Here is a 14,241-nt window from a genome sequence, read left to right on the forward strand (position 1 = left end):
ATGAAATAACTAATAAAAACGATAGCAACATCAGAATCAATAAAAAAAGTAGTAGACAAAGTCCTTTTTCTATTTTTGCAGCATGAATTTCATTTATAACCTGTCGATTAAAGTCATTTCAGGTCTTTTTGCCATTGCCTCTATTTTCAACTATAAAGCTAAGCTATTTGTAAATGGCCGAAAAGGCTTAATCAAAAAGATTAGTGCAGAACTAATGCAGAACACAGCCCCGGTACTCTGGATTCACTGTGCTTCTCTAGGTGAGTTTGAACAAGGAAGACCTATTATTGAAGCTTTTAAGAGGGAGTTGCCTACATATAAAGTGCTACTAACATTTTTCTCCCCATCTGGATATGAAGTAAGAAAAAAATATGCTTTGGCTGATTGGGTTTACTATTTACCCATGGATTCAAAAAGTAATGCCTGCCAATTCGTTGATATAGTAAAACCTACGCTGACAATTTTTGTAAAATATGAGTTCTGGTTTCATTATAGTAACGAACTGCACAAACGATCAATTCCATTGATATCAGTTGCCTCCATCTTCAGAAAAGATCAGTTATTCTTTAAATCTTACGGAAGCTTTTACAGGAGTATATTAACCAAGTTTTCCTATTTTTTTGTTCAGAATCAATTATCTCAGGATTTATTAAAGAATATTGGTTTAACAAATGTGTCTATTGCCGGTGATACTCGTTTTGATAGAGTAAATGCTGTTGCTAATTCTTCAGAACCACTTCCAATTGTTTTGAATTTTAAGAATGATACAAAGTTAATGGTAGTTGGAAGTGCCTGGCCGGAAGATATGGAGGTATTGTCTCCTTTTATTAATGAACAAGGTTCAAAGCTTAAATTTATTATTGCACCACATGAGATCAGTGAGCCTTCATTAAAACAGATTGAATCTCAATTAGCACAAAAGTATATACGTTATTCACAGGCTACTTCAGACATAGAACAATTTAATGTGCTTATTATTGATAATATAGGTTTATTATCAAGACTGTATAGATATGGTGAGTTTGCTTTTATAGGCGGAGCGTATGGAAAAGGTTTACACAATATTTTGGAAGCAGCTTGTTATGGAATCCCTGTATTTTTTGGCAACAAAAATTTCGAGAAATTTCAGGAAGCAAAAGATTTAATTAACAGGGGAGGAGCATTCGATATTGCTGATTATAGTGACCTGCTGACTAAATATGAAATGGTGAACGTTCCTGAAAACTTTTTGCTTGCTTGCGAAGTAACCAAATCGTATGTTCAGGAAAACCTGGGTGCAACTGATAAGATTATGAAATACTGCCATTCAATTATCAAAGTATGAAAGGGCTGGTGCTAAAATCTACGGGCAGTTGGTATTTGTTATTGGGTGAGGATAATAAACGTTATCAGGCGAGGATACGTGGTAAGCTCAGGCTCGAAGGGATTAAAGAAACCAATCCTGTGGCCGTTGGTGACTATGTTATGTTTGATATTGAAGGTGAGGAGGGGATAATTTCAGATATTGTTGATCGTGAAAATTACATAGCCAGACAGTCTGTAAAAAAAACTGGGCATTCTCATATTCTTGCTGCCAATGTGGATCAAGCTTTGTTGGTGGTAACATTAGCTTTTCCCAGAACTTCATTAGGCTTTATTGACCGTTTTATTGTTTCCGCTGAGTCGTTCAGAATTCCTCAGGTAATTGTATTTAATAAATCAGATCTTTTAACTGAAGAACAGCAAGCAGAAGCGGAGGATCTTATGAAACTTTATCAGCGCCTAGACATACGTTGCCTGCAGACCTCCGCAACCAAAGCTGATCAACCAGAATTAGAAAAATTGCTACAGCATAAAAAGACGCTTATTTCTGGCCATTCAGGTGTTGGTAAGTCAACATTGATTAACCAACTCTCGAAAAACATTCAGCAAAAGACAAGCGAGATTTCTGATTTCTCAGCTAAAGGAACACACACTACCACCTTTGCAGAAATGTTTCAGTTAAATGAACATACGTTTATCATTGATACACCAGGTATTAAAGAACTAGGCTTAGTAAATATGGAGCCTGAAGAACTCTCTGATTATTTTGTAGAGATGCGCGCACTCCGATCGTCTTGTAAATTTGGTGGGCGTTGCTTGCACATCAATGAACCGAAATGTGCAGTGCGTGAGGCGGTCACTAACGGAGCTATTGCGCAAAGTCGGTATGATAGTTATTTGAGTATGGTAAGAGGAGATGATAATAGGAAGTAGTTGTTATCTTCTAGTGAATTTTTCAAGTGACTGTATATACGATCAGGAATAAAAAAAAACGGTACAGCAAGTGTGTAAAAATGAAAAACCCTATAGTCAGTGGTAGATAAAGTGACGTGGCCCACCATTTTCTTTTGTATACTTTGCTTATGGCTTTCCAGGTATAGATTAAAATAGCAGCTCCGAAAAAAAATTTAATGCCTGAAAGCAAACCAGTGGAAAGAAAAGATAATAAGTGCCTATCAATAGCAAGTACCAAACCTACAGAAAGGGCAATCAGTAAGATGAAACCAAGAAGGTGTAAGGCAAATAAAAAATTGTCAGCATAAAAATACTTATTCCTATAGAAGAGTAAGAATAGAAAAACTGCCATTATTGGAATATGAAATATGATTAAGCTGTTAGCATATACAGCGCTCTTTTTATTGTAAACTTCTGAGTAAGCTTCAAGTGAAATGTTTTTAGTAGCTAGTTTATTTATAACCATTTCATTGGCGAAGCCACGATAAGGCGAAAAATGCGTTTGCTCATACAAGGTTTGATTAAAGTCTGAAAAGGGCGTGTACCAGAAATAGAAAAGATTGATTAGTAGAAAAAGTGAAAAGGGAGGCATCCATCTTTTGCGTCTGCCCTCTATCATGTCAATAGTTAGCTTGCCAGGTTTTGTAAATAATGTCCAGATGTTTTTTAAGAAATTATTTTCCAAAAAGAATGCTGAGCCAAAAAACTGAAATATGAAATGTTTTAGCGTTCGCTCTTCTGGTTCGAGAATTTTTTGTCCGCATGCATGACAGAATTTGCCATGAAGTGTTGTATTGCAGTTCAAGCAGTAAGTGACTGATTTAGTCATATTGCATTTTATTATTTTCTTGAAACAATTTGAAGTAAAGCCAAACTAACTGCCAGTTTAGAAGGCGAATATTCATCCTTATCTCGTATTTTATTCTTCTGTTTAATGCCTGTTTTTCTTCATCTGCTCTATTAAGACACATTATTTTTTTACAAATAAGATAAGTGCTGTATTGGTGGTTAGAGCGTAAAGAAAATTGCTTGTGCGACAAAGAGCCCGGTACAACTCTCCGTTTTATAAGCGCTTCAGATGAATAACAGTATTTCCATTTGCGTGAAGACCGGATCCATAAGTCGAAGTCTTCATAACTAAGTTCTTCATCGTAACCGTTCAACTCCTGAATTAATGCTTTGCGAAACATCATGGTAGGGGAACAGATGAAATAGCGTTCAATTAAATCTTTATAAATGTCCCCATGTGGAATACTTTCGTGAGGAAATTTGTCTGAATGAAGACCAAGCTGCCTACCTTCAGCATTAATGATTATAGCATCACTAAATTGTAGACCATAATCTTCTCCGCATTTTTCTAAGGTATCCAGCCCTTTTTTAATCCTTTCAGGGAGTAACACATCATCCGCAGCCAAATCAATTATAAAATCACCATTTGCACTTGCTAAAGCAATATTTAAGGCTTTGCAACTGCCTACATTTTCGGAAAGACTGATGTATTGTATACCAGGATGTTGACTTACAAATTCTGTGATCACTTTTTGACTGCCATCAGTACTGGCATCGTCAACAATAATCAGCTGTATATTGGTATACGTTTGTTGCAAGACCGATTGTAGTGCCTCTTTAACAAAAGCTTTATGGTTATGACAAAGACAAATAACAGAAACCAGTTGCATACTCAGTCATCAAGTTTCTTTTGGAATGTAAATTTAGTATTATGGGTTGCGCCAAGATGTTGTTTAAAAGCAAGTAAATTGAAATTAGGTTTACCCTGTAAAGTAGCTGTTCCAAGATCAAGTATCTTGATTTTGTTTTGAAAGCTGTAGTGGTAAATCCCTTCTATCAACATAACCACTGGACTTACTTTTTTATAAGCAGGGTTGTGATCATAATAAAAAGTATAGAGAATAGTTGGACTTACTTTTATGGCAATACAAGCAGCTACATATTCTTTGTTAAGTTTTATCGCAAAAAGCTGCAGTGCACCAGGTATTGTTGCTAGTAGCTTTTTTAGCTCTTTCAATGGCATCGATAATGCGTATTGCTTCTCCGTTCTACAGGCTTCAATGAAGTTATATACTTCTGTAAGTTTATTCGATTTTAATATTTCGAAAGTAAAATTCTCCTTTTTGGCTTGCTTGAGTTTGCGCTTTTCCCAGGCGTGCAGTTTAGATTCATAATTATCCGTGTCTACCAATATTAGATTGGCTGCTTCGGCATTAACAATAGAGAAACCAAGATTAAGGAGCAAGGTGTTAACGATAGCATTATTGCCTGGCTGATAACCATCAGGACTTTGCTTAATAGAAAGCTCCCTAATTCCTTTCGCTTTTAAATCGTTAACAATATATTGGACAAAATCATGAAGTACTATAGCATCCAGTCCTGCAACAAACTCAATCGAACCAAATGGTGCTTTTAGTGGAGAGGATGCTTTTTGTTTTTCAAGGTGCAGCCATACAAAAGCTACGCAGTCCTTATTTTTATCCATTGCATAATAACATTTCCAACCGTCTTTTGATTGAAGCTGGACGTGATTATAAGTATTGAATAAAAATTGGGCTGCAGGTTTGTAGTTACCCGAATGGAATGTGAAATTTTTCAATTAGTAGGGTATGCCTAACTTTTTATAAATAAAATGCATAAGCCATGCGGGGCCAACCAATAAAAATTGAAGGTCCTTAAAAAACGAAGGTTTCTTCCCTTCCACTTTATGTCCATAGAATTGCCCTATCCAGGCAACAACAAAAATAATGATACTAACCATCCACAGTGGAGCAATATCAAAAGACACTATGACTTTAGCCAAATAGAGACAAAGCAAAGCGAATAGCACCATGCCAATGCTTAAGGGGATGGAGAGCGAAACATAATAAGCTGTAACTACAATCAACGTAACGGTTGCCCAGTTGGCATAAACATTTCCCTCACCAAGAAATGATTGTACAAAGCCAGACGGGATCGATGCAATCAGACCAATAATGCTGAAGAAAATAAGCGGCACACAAATCCAGTGAATGGTTTTGTTGGTTGCATTCTGATGGCTTTCTCCATATTCAGAAAGGAGTTGATCTATCTTTCTCATAGTATTCGTATTTGAATGGTACTAAGATAATAAAACTAGGCTTTGGTTTTTACTTTTGCCCAATCCTTTACCTGCCAAAAAACTTTACCTGTAGTCAAGTGATTTCCTTTGCTATCGTGAATCTTCACTTCGCAGGGAATAATAACAGATTCTTGTTGCATTAATGGCTGATAGATTTTTTCTTTCAACCATTCTTCAGAAATGCTAAACGAAGCAAAGGCATCCATTTTACCCTGGTAGTGGTAGTCCATTTCAAGTCGTTGCATGATTAAGCGGTATTTTTTCGCATCAAGTCGTGAAATCAATAAAAAGCCAGTTGTAAATTCAGATACAGTGGCCATAGCGCAGGCATGTATCCCACGTATATGGTTAAAATTTTTTCTTCTATAAGGTAGTAGTGTTTTTAAACTGTAATCGTTAACCTCAACAATTTTGAAACCATGTGGCTTATTAAAAGGTATCATCCGGTCGAGTGCAAAATTGAGTATACCTCGATAGAATGATGATGTTTTTGCTTTTTCGACTAACTTATTGGGGTCTAACATAGTGCTTAATTGATTTGGGTAAGTTAAGGGAAATTCTGTTTTTGCATCCTTAAATTTTCCATTTTAAATAATCTTCCTGATTCTTAGAACCAATCAGGAAGAAGGATTCAATGTTAACTATTATGAAAAAAGTAATCGTTTTGGGTGCAGGTTTGGTTGGCAAAGTAATGGCAGCTGACCTGGCTAAATCATTTGATGTAACAGCAGTAGATTATAGTCAGGATGCACTAAATGAAGCCGCCAAGCTTGCGGTTAAAACCAAGCAAGCAGATCTTTCTAATTTGACAGAACTGAGCCAACTACTAAAACCTTTCGATCTGGTTGTAGGAGCGGTGCCGGGTTTTATGGGATTCAATATTGCTAAAACTGTTATTGAAGCAGGCAAAAATATGGTCGATATTTCCTTTTTTCCTGAAGATCCATTTTTGCTAGATGATTTAGCGAAGAAACATGGGGTAACCATAGTAACAGACTGTGGAGTGGCTCCGGGAATGGGCAACATCATTTTGGGCTATCATAATAAGCGCATGCAAATTCAGCAATACGAATGCCTGGTTGGTGGTTTGCCGCTGGTGCGCGAATGGCCCTACGAATATAAAGCTGTGTTTTCACCAATAGACGTTATTGAAGAATATATTCGTCCGGCCCGCTATGTACAAAATGGTGCGCTGGTTGTTAAAGAGGCTTTGTCAGATCCGGAACTTGTTCATTTTGATGATGTTGGCACACTTGAGTCCTGGAATTCCGATGGACTTCGATCTCTAATCAGAACTATGCCGAATATTCCCAATATGATTGAAAAGACTTTGCGTTATCCGGGGTGTATTGAATACCTGCGGGTACTACGCGAGACAGGTCTTTTCTCTTACGAAGAAATTGATGTGAAAGGTATTAAAGTAAGACCGGTAGATGTAATGGCTAAGCTGTTATTTCCAAAGTGGAAATTAAAACCAGGTGAAGAAGAGTTTACTGTAATGCGCATTGTAATGGAAGGTGAAGAAGCAGGGGTGAAAAAGCGTTATCAATACAATTTGCTAGATCGGACTAATAATGGAACCTTATCGATGGCGCGCACTACCGGCTATACTTGCACAGCCGTTGTACACCTGATAGCAGATGGTAGTTATAGTCGTAAAGGCATTAGTCCTCCAGAGTTTTTAGGAGAAGAAAAAGCACATTTTGACTTCATTTTAAGCTATTTGAAGGAGCGGGAGGTTCATTATTCAATCTCCTGAGCAATCATATTTTTTGTATCTTCAAGCCTTTATTTTGTTCATTTGACCTTATTTTTTCATGACTGAAACCAAGCGTGTTCCTGCTCTTTGGCAGGCTCTCATCCCCATAGCTGTTCTGGTGTTATTATTGGCGGTTAATGTGATCATTTTTGGAGTTGATGCAACGGGAGGTCCCAATCAGGTGGCCATGGTAATTGCAGCGGGTGTTGCGGGTTTATTCTCTATTAGTCTTGGTTATAAATGGTCGGAAATTGAACATAGCATTGTTAAAAGCATAAGCTCCGCGATGGCAGCTATTCTTATTTTGATGGTTATTGGCGCTTTGGCCGGTACATGGTTACTAAGCGGAATAGTGCCAGCCATGATTTATTACGGTCTTAAAATTTTGAATCCAACCATCTTCTTATTTGCAGCAACCATTGTTTGCTGTATTGTTTCGGTAGCAACCGGTAGCTCGTGGAGCACAGTAGCAACAGTGGGTATTGCATTATTAGGCATTGGAAAAACCCTTGGAATTTCTGAGCCCCTGGTTGCGGGAGCCATTATTTCTGGGGCCTATTTTGGCGATAAAATGTCGCCATTGTCGGACACGACCAACCTAGCGCCCGCTATGGCTGGCACAGATTTATTCACGCACATCAAGTATATGATGTACACCACGTTCCCTACACTGTTAATTACTTTGATAGTTTTCTTTATATGGGGTTTTACTTTAGATACAACTAATACAGCTACAGAAACGGAAGCTGTTTTGAAGGCTATTGATTCAGCTTTTAATTTAAATCCCATACTCTTTGTAGTTCCGGCCATCGTTATTTTTATGATTATAAAGAAGGTACCTGCATTACCTGCTCTACTGGTTGGTTCTTTATTGGGCGGTATTTTCGCTATAATTTTTCAACCACATATAGTTAATCAGGTTTCGGGGATCACAACAGATTTTGCTAAATCATCTTTTCTGGCAGTAATGAAGTCAATGTCAATCAGTACCTCAATTCAAACTGACAATGCCATGATTTCAGGCTTACTCTCATCAAAAGGTATGTATGGCATGATGAATACTATCTGGTTGATTATTTGCGCCATGATGTTCGGAGGAGTAATGGAATCTTGTGGTATGTTACGTGTTATCGCTGAACGCATCATCCTGTTTGCACACTCTACTGGCTCGCTGGTGGCATCTACGGCTGCGACTTGTATATTCTTCAACCTTACCGCATCCGATCAATACATGGCCATTGCTGTGCCAGGTAGAATGTTTGCCGAGACCTACCGCAAGCGCGGACTTAAACCAGAGGTGTTGAGCAGAACACTGGAAGATTCAGGCACTGTTACTTCTGTGCTGATACCTTGGAATACCTGTGGAGCTACGCAATCAAGCGTGTTGGGAGTTTCAACGTGGGCCTATGCGCCTTTCGCAATTTTTTGTTACATCAGTCCGCTCATGACGGTGCTGCAGGCATATTTGAATTTTAAGATCAGACGGTTTAGTGATGATGGGGCAAAACAAGCTTAACGAGGACAATATTTTTACCAATTCCATAACGCACGAAGAGATACAGACTTTACCACTTCAGGCGTTTAAGGGTCACGTTTCTGTTATTACAGATCCTGTAAAACTTACGCGGTCACTAAAGGAGATGGAAAAAGCCATCCATTTGGGTTTTGATACAGAGACCAGACCTGCTTTTGTAAAAGGACAGCGATATAATGTTGCACTCTTACAGTTTGCCACAGAGGAGAGGGTCTGGCTGGTTCGCTTACAGCAAACTGGTTTTATTCCTGAACTCAGAGCTTTTCTAGAGAATACAAATGTGCAAAAGGTAGGTGTGGGATTAAGAGATGATTTAAATGCTTTACAGCGCTTGCAACCCTTTTCACCCGGTGGTTTTGTAGAGCTTACCCAACTTACCAGACAAGTAGGTGTAGAAGTTGAGAGTGTAAAAAAACTAACTGGCCTTCTTTTGGGTTTTAGAATATCAAAGAGTGCACAAACTTCCAATTGGGAGGCACCAACGCTTACCGAAAAGCAAATAGAGTATGCTGCAACGGATGCCTGGGTGTGTTTACAGATGTATAGAAAAATTGAACAGCGATTATAACATGGCGGTAGTACCCTATAAAGAAGAGAGCGGAAGTAAGAAGGAACAAGTGGCTAAGATGTTTGACAACATTAGTCATCGCTATGATTTTCTTAACCATTTTTTAAGTTTAGGCATAGATAAAGGTTGGCGGAAAAAGGCCATCAACTTTTTAAAGCCTTTTAAGCCTAAGATGATGTTGGATGTAGCCACCGGAACAGGTGACTTTGCTATACAAGCGTTGGATCTCAACCCTGATAAGATTATCGGTGTTGATATATCTGAAGGTATGCTCAATGTGGGTAGAAAAAAAATGGTTGATCGTGGGTTCAGTCATAAGATTGAGATGAAATCAGGCGACTCTGAGAACTTACCTTTTGATGACAATACCTTTGACGCAGTTACAGTAGCATTTGGTGTACGCAATTTTGAAAACCTTGAAAAAGGATTAGCCGAAATAAGGAGGGTATTGAAGCCTGAGGGCAGGGTAGTGGTTTTGGAGTTTTCAAAGCCGGGTTCATTTCCTTTTAAACAGTTGTATGGATTCTATTTTAAGAATGTATTGCCAAGGGTAGGCAGTTGGTTATCTAAAGATAGTGCTGCCTATACTTATTTGCCGGAATCAGTTGATGCCTTTCCATACGGAAAAGATTTTTTGAACGTTCTAAACAAGGTTGGATTTGCTGAGACAACAGACAGGCCATTAACATTTGGGATAAGTTCAATTTATACAGGTAAAAAATAAGATGCGGCAGTTTTTTTCGACAGATATATTTTTAGTGGCCTCACCAAGGCTTTATAGATTTTTTGTCGTCTTGTTTTTAATTGTGTTGTTGTCAATTCAGTTGGCAACAGCCCAATACTATACCAACAAAAGACACGAGAATAAAAACAACCCAAATTACGATCAGCGTAAGAAGTTAACCTATGGTTTTTTAATCGGGTTGCACACAACTGCTTATCAGATAAAATATTCAGATGCCTTTGTAACACCTGCTTTTGATTCAGTTTATTCTGTTGATCCTGAGTGGAAACAGGGTTTTGTTTTGGGCTTTATAGTTAATTATAAAGTAGCTGAATTTTTAGACCTAAGAATCACACCTCAGGTGGCTTTCTATGAACATCAGTTAGCTTATCGTTATTTACGAACCACTGGGCAGCCCACAAATGAACAAGTCATTGAAACAACAATGGTTGAACTACCGATATTGGCAAAATATCAATCCATTAGAAGAGGTAATTTTAGAATGTATATGATTGGAGGAGTGAAACCAGGCATAGAGGCTTCCGGTAAAAAAGAACTAGATGCGATTACCAGTAGGTTGAGTGTGCGCGAGTTTAATCTGGCGCTCGAGGGTGGGGTAGGCTTCGATTTTTATTATCCCTTGTTTAAGTTTTCACCTGAGATCCGTTTTTCAAGAGGTATTAACAATTTGTTAAAAGATCCTAACAACCCTTTCGGACAACCACTTTCGAGAATCAATACCAATACTATTACTGTTTACCTGGTTTTTCAATAATGACAAAACGCATTGCACTGATTACAGGCGCTACATCCGGCATAGGCGCTGCAACGGCCAGGCTATTGGCTAAGAACGATTTTAAACTAATCCTTTGTGGTCGTAGGGCTGAGCGCTTACAGTTGATTGCAGATGAACTAAAGAACCTTACTGAAGTACATACCTTAAGTTTTGATGTGCGCGATCAGCAAGCAACTGCTAAAGGATTACAAAATCTTCCTGCAGATTGGAAAGCCATTGATGTGTTGATCAATAATGCCGGTAATGCACATGGACTTGATCCGATACAAACGGGTGTTATTGCTGATTGGGATGCCATGATTGATATCAACGTTAAAGGCTTGTTGTATGTGTCAAAAGAAGTGATTCCCGGCATGACAGATCGCAGACAAGGACATATCATTAATATAGGATCTATAGCTGGTAAGGAAGTATATCCGAATGGCAATGTGTATTGCGCTAGCAAATTTGCGGTGGATGCACTTACCAAAGGCATGCGTATGGATCTTAACCCTTTCGGGATAAAGGTAACAGGTATACATCCGGGCATGGTAGAAACTGAGTTTTCGGTAGTTCGATTTAAAGGGGATGAAGAAAAGGCCTCTACGGTTTACAAAGGCTTCGAACCACTCAAACCGGTAGATATAGCAGACGTTATTTTATACACCCTACAGGCACCCGCTCATGTGGTGCTTGCGGATATCACCATCTTCCCGACAGCACAGGGGAGTGCTTCTATGGTGAAGAGGAGCTAGGGTAGCATAATTCAATAGATAAATTCAGCCCAGCGGATAATTGACAATGGTCAATGGACAATTGTCAATCTATGCTTGTGTAAAATAGGTTAACCACTATTGTCAATTGTACATTGTCAACTGTCAATTTTAGCTAATTAAATTAATAAGGTTAAAGATGATTCCTCAGACGAGTCTTTCTAGAGTAGCGTCATCAATCTCATGGCCACCATCGAAAGTAATTACCTCAGCGGGTACGTTCAGTTTTTGTGTCAATGTTTCCATGTGTACAAGTCTTTCATCGTTCAGAAAAGGATCTTGTTTTCCATATACCAGCTGAATTTTCTTATTAAGCAACACTTCATGGCCTTTGGCAAAGTCCATGTCGTCAGGGAACATGCCTGCCCATAAGAGTAGTCGGTTAAATTGTATTTGATTCTCCAACACCCAACGAGAAGCTGTTGCAGCACCTTGAGAAAAACCAAGCACCGTGATGTCAAGGTCTTTTCGATCTGCAATTTCTTGCTGATAGATTGTATTGAGATAAGTCAAATAGTTTTCAATATCAACTAGGCGGTTTTCGCGCGTCATCCAGGTAGCACCAACCCGCTGACTGCCGCCCTGACTTCGTTTTGTTACATCTTCGATATAAAAGCGGGAGAGGCCCTCTGGCGCAATTACGTAGATGCCCTTTTCTTCAAGGCTTTTGAATTTTCTCAAAAAGTATTCTGCTAACTGACCGTAACCGTGTAAGACAAACCAGACTTTTTTTGTATTGACATCAATGCTACCAGAAACTTCATATCTAGCCGTAAAATCAAATCTTATCACTTTTTTCATAGAAATGTTTTAGTCCGATAGTGCAAGACTAAAGAATACTTAATTACATCATCTTTAACTAAAACAATTTATTATGAAGGCACTGGAAAATTTTGAAAAATTTCAGATCGATCAAGAATCGCTTCGGAAAGTAAAAGGTGGAACAAGCTATTACTTTGCTCTATTCCCAGATGGTTGGCACTTGTGCTCAATAGATAACAACGGAAATGCCGTAGATCACGGTCTGGTTCATATTTTCTAATTACTGCCAGATTATGTTACAGGGAGATAAGCCTCGCCCTGTAATTTTAGCCTTAAAAGACTTTCAAAATCCATGTTACCACTGCCTCCTTTGATTTTCTTTAGGTCAGAGCTAATCAATATTTTTAGGCTAAAGGACTTTTCATAATAAAAAGTCTCTCTTAATCTAGAAAATGAAATAGGAGCGTTAAGCTCCTCTCTCATTTCCCGAATATGTTCCATTAGAACACTTCTTGATATACCTAATTTCTTTGAAAAATCTGAAGCACTTCCAGTTGATTCTTTCTCTATCAACTTATGTATTCTTTCAATTCTATCTAGGTATTTAAGAAGTCCCATTTATCTTTTAAATCCTAAGGCACTTCCACCGCAGTATGAAGCGGAACCATCAAAAGTGTATTGGATGTAATAGATACCGGTAGCATTGCATGGATAGGCAATAGAAGAAAAGAATTGTCCATTGGCTTTGCTTGATGCAACCTTATTTCTGTTAGAGTCATAAAGACTTACAACAATACCGTCATTATTAGCACCGTTAGCACAAAGGTTAATAAGATATTGTGTGCCTTTTGTAAATACGTAGCTATATTCTACTTTGTCTTTAGTGCCGCCAACGCCATCTATCTTATAGCTCTTTAAGAAATTGAAACCCCCAGCTAATTTAGGAATGCACTGGTTGCTTAGTCCTTCGGCATCACACTGTCCGATTACCGTTGCTGAACTGGCAAACAAAACAAGGAATGTAAAAACGATTAACTTTTTCATATTGGTATTGAAAGTATGCTTAGTTGATAATTTTATTTCTAACCGCTTTTATGGCACTGCCAATGCCAGCAATGTTTTCGGGAGTAATATCGATAGTAGTCGTGCTGTTATCTTTAATGATCATAACACCGTCAACAACTTCAAAAGTTGATTCCTTATAAGTGTAAGTAATGTTCACTTTTTCGTACTCCTTTTTCACTGCTTCCATGTCATTCAACAATGATGCCATATTAGGATCCGAGTCTTTGTAGAAAGAAAGGAGCAGCATAATATTCTCTAAAATTACCTTTTGTTCGCCAATAGTTTCCTGTAATTGTGTGTTGGCAAGGTTAGATTGAGCCACATTGCATACAATATGAACTGCTTCCAACCAACCACCTGCTAAAAGCAAAATGCTAAGGTTGGCTCTACTTTGTGTTTGTAAATAGTGGTTTATGCTATTAAAGTTTTGGGTAGTAATCAAAAGCAAAGAATCAAGGTTTTTGCTATTGGTCGCAAGTCTTCCGATAGTCTCAATATCAAAAAACTGACCAATGTTTAAACCATCGGCTAGATCCTTTATAGATGCCATGTACTTTACGCCATCTTGATTTTGCTCATAGATGTTGGTGTAACCCAAGTCCGTACCATAGATTCCCAAATTTAGAGCCTTCTTGTAAGATGAATTGTACTTAGAAAGGTTATCGGGGGTATTTAAGTATGATACATTATACTTTTGGCCTGACTCCTTCAATAAAACAGAAATTTCAAGAGGGGCAGGGATTTGTTGAAGAATATCACCTATTACTTCTTCCGAAATGGATGGTCCTTCAACTTTAGCGGAATCAAGGCTTTCGAGAAACTCAGTCTCTGAAGGTTTTTTCCCACCGCAGGCAGCTAAAGTAGCTGCTAGTATTACAATTGATAGTTTTACAATTCTCATATTGAAAATTTGACT

18 protein-coding genes are annotated in these 14,241 nt (G+C 38.2%); 9 read left to right on the forward strand and 9 right to left on the reverse strand.

All coding sequences use genetic code 11. The features are described 5' to 3' along the window. Window positions 1–82: 82 nt before the first annotated feature. Both SanaruYs_RS01865 and rsgA read left to right on the forward strand, forming a co-directional pair. Window positions 83–1,324 carry a 3-deoxy-D-manno-octulosonic acid transferase gene (locus SanaruYs_RS01865; RefSeq protein ID WP_127120805.1) on the forward strand — a complete coding sequence of 414 codons (1,242 nt, stop codon included), beginning with the start codon at window positions 83–85 and terminating at the stop codon, window positions 1,322–1,324. Next, complete coding sequence (gene rsgA, locus SanaruYs_RS01870) at window positions 1,321–2,235, forward strand: ribosome small subunit-dependent GTPase A (protein WP_127120806.1); 915 nt, start codon at window positions 1,321–1,323, stop codon at window positions 2,233–2,235. The genes SanaruYs_RS01865 and rsgA overlap by 4 nt, the downstream gene beginning before the upstream one ends. A gap of 22 nt (window positions 2,236–2,257) precedes the next feature. Here the strand turns inward: rsgA and SanaruYs_RS01875 are convergent, their stop codons facing one another. Genes SanaruYs_RS01875 through SanaruYs_RS01895 form a run of 5 tightly spaced genes read right to left on the reverse strand, consistent with a single transcriptional unit; the run spans window position 2,258 to window position 5,889 of the window. Further along, window positions 2,258–3,085 (reverse strand): DUF3667 domain-containing protein, encoded by an 828-nt coding sequence (locus SanaruYs_RS01875; RefSeq protein ID WP_127120807.1) that lies wholly within the window; start codon window positions 3,083–3,085, stop codon window positions 2,258–2,260. Continuing rightward, on the reverse strand, window positions 3,078–3,935 hold the full coding sequence (locus tag SanaruYs_RS01880) for a glycosyltransferase family 2 protein (RefSeq protein ID WP_246011812.1): 858 nt from the start codon (window positions 3,933–3,935) through the stop codon (window positions 3,078–3,080). Before SanaruYs_RS01880 ends, SanaruYs_RS01875 begins: the two co-directional genes overlap by 8 nt. A gap of 2 nt (window positions 3,936–3,937) precedes the next feature. Beyond that, a complete protein-coding gene (locus tag SanaruYs_RS01885; protein WP_127120809.1) occupies window positions 3,938–4,864 on the reverse strand; it encodes a GNAT family N-acetyltransferase in 927 nt (308 codons plus the stop codon). Then, window positions 4,865–5,344, reverse strand: a complete 480-nt coding sequence (locus tag SanaruYs_RS01890) for an Mpo1 family 2-hydroxy fatty acid dioxygenase (RefSeq protein WP_127120810.1) — start codon at window positions 5,342–5,344, stop codon at window positions 4,865–4,867. Between the two features lie 35 nt (window positions 5,345–5,379). Further along, window positions 5,380–5,889 (reverse strand): DUF4442 domain-containing protein, encoded by a 510-nt coding sequence (locus SanaruYs_RS01895; protein ID WP_127120811.1) that lies wholly within the window; start codon window positions 5,887–5,889, stop codon window positions 5,380–5,382. Window positions 5,890–6,011: 122 nt separating this feature from the next. Between SanaruYs_RS01895 and SanaruYs_RS01900 the strand changes: the two genes are divergently transcribed. The 6 genes from SanaruYs_RS01900 (at window position 6,012) to SanaruYs_RS01925 (ending at window position 11,480) form a co-directional block, all read left to right on the forward strand. Beyond that, window positions 6,012–7,124 carry a saccharopine dehydrogenase family protein gene (locus SanaruYs_RS01900; RefSeq protein ID WP_174842758.1) on the forward strand — a complete coding sequence of 371 codons (1,113 nt, stop codon included), beginning with the start codon at window positions 6,012–6,014 and terminating at the stop codon, window positions 7,122–7,124. A 58-nt stretch (window positions 7,125–7,182) separates the two neighbouring features. Next, on the forward strand, window positions 7,183–8,640 hold the full coding sequence (gene nhaC / locus SanaruYs_RS01905; RefSeq protein ID WP_127120812.1) for a Na+/H+ antiporter NhaC: 1,458 nt from the start codon (window positions 7,183–7,185) through the stop codon (window positions 8,638–8,640). Continuing rightward, window positions 8,618–9,226 (forward strand): 3'-5' exonuclease, encoded by a 609-nt coding sequence (locus SanaruYs_RS01910; RefSeq protein ID WP_218022343.1) that lies wholly within the window; start codon window positions 8,618–8,620, stop codon window positions 9,224–9,226. Before nhaC ends, SanaruYs_RS01910 begins: the two co-directional genes overlap by 23 nt. 1 nt (window position 9,227) lies before the next feature. Continuing rightward, window positions 9,228–9,950, forward strand: a complete 723-nt coding sequence (gene ubiE, locus SanaruYs_RS01915; RefSeq protein ID WP_127120813.1) for a bifunctional demethylmenaquinone methyltransferase/2-methoxy-6-polyprenyl-1,4-benzoquinol methylase UbiE — start codon at window positions 9,228–9,230, stop codon at window positions 9,948–9,950. Window positions 9,951–10,032: 82 nt separating this feature from the next. Then, complete coding sequence (porT, locus tag SanaruYs_RS01920) at window positions 10,033–10,725, forward strand: type IX secretion/gliding motility protein PorT/SprT (RefSeq protein WP_160118561.1); 693 nt, start codon at window positions 10,033–10,035, stop codon at window positions 10,723–10,725. Beyond that, a complete protein-coding gene (locus SanaruYs_RS01925) occupies window positions 10,725–11,480 on the forward strand; it encodes an SDR family NAD(P)-dependent oxidoreductase (protein WP_127120815.1) in 756 nt (251 codons plus the stop codon). The genes porT and SanaruYs_RS01925 overlap by 1 nt, the downstream gene beginning before the upstream one ends. 165 nt (window positions 11,481–11,645) lie before the next feature. Here the strand turns inward: SanaruYs_RS01925 and SanaruYs_RS01930 are convergent, their stop codons facing one another. Continuing rightward, the gene (locus SanaruYs_RS01930; protein WP_127120816.1) at window positions 11,646–12,299 is read right to left on the reverse strand and encodes an alpha/beta hydrolase; all 654 of its coding nucleotides are present in this window, start codon (window positions 12,297–12,299) and stop codon (window positions 11,646–11,648) included. Window positions 12,300–12,372: 73 nt separating this feature from the next. Between SanaruYs_RS01930 and SanaruYs_RS20045 the strand changes: the two genes are divergently transcribed. Continuing rightward, entirely contained in the window at window positions 12,373–12,540 is a 168-nt protein-coding gene (locus tag SanaruYs_RS20045; protein ID WP_160118562.1) for a hypothetical protein, read from the forward strand. Window positions 12,541–12,551: 11 nt separating this feature from the next. Here the strand turns inward: SanaruYs_RS20045 and SanaruYs_RS01935 are convergent, their stop codons facing one another. From SanaruYs_RS01935 to SanaruYs_RS01945, 3 genes are read right to left on the reverse strand one after another with little or no spacing between them, the layout of a single operon-like run. After that, window positions 12,552–12,878, reverse strand: coding sequence for an HTH domain-containing protein (locus SanaruYs_RS01935; RefSeq protein WP_127120817.1), 327 nt, complete (start codon window positions 12,876–12,878; stop codon window positions 12,552–12,554). Then, window positions 12,879–13,304, reverse strand: a complete 426-nt coding sequence (locus SanaruYs_RS01940; RefSeq protein ID WP_127120818.1) for a hypothetical protein — start codon at window positions 13,302–13,304, stop codon at window positions 12,879–12,881. It abuts the gene before it with no gap. A 19-nt stretch (window positions 13,305–13,323) separates the two neighbouring features. Further along, entirely contained in the window at window positions 13,324–14,226 is a 903-nt protein-coding gene (locus SanaruYs_RS01945) for a hypothetical protein (protein WP_127120819.1), read from the reverse strand. Window positions 14,227–14,241: the final 15 nt, after the last annotated feature.

It is taken from the genome of Chryseotalea sanaruensis (assembly GCF_003990915.1).
Taxonomy (GTDB): Bacteria; Bacteroidota; Bacteroidia; order Cytophagales; family Cyclobacteriaceae; genus Chryseotalea; species Chryseotalea sanaruensis.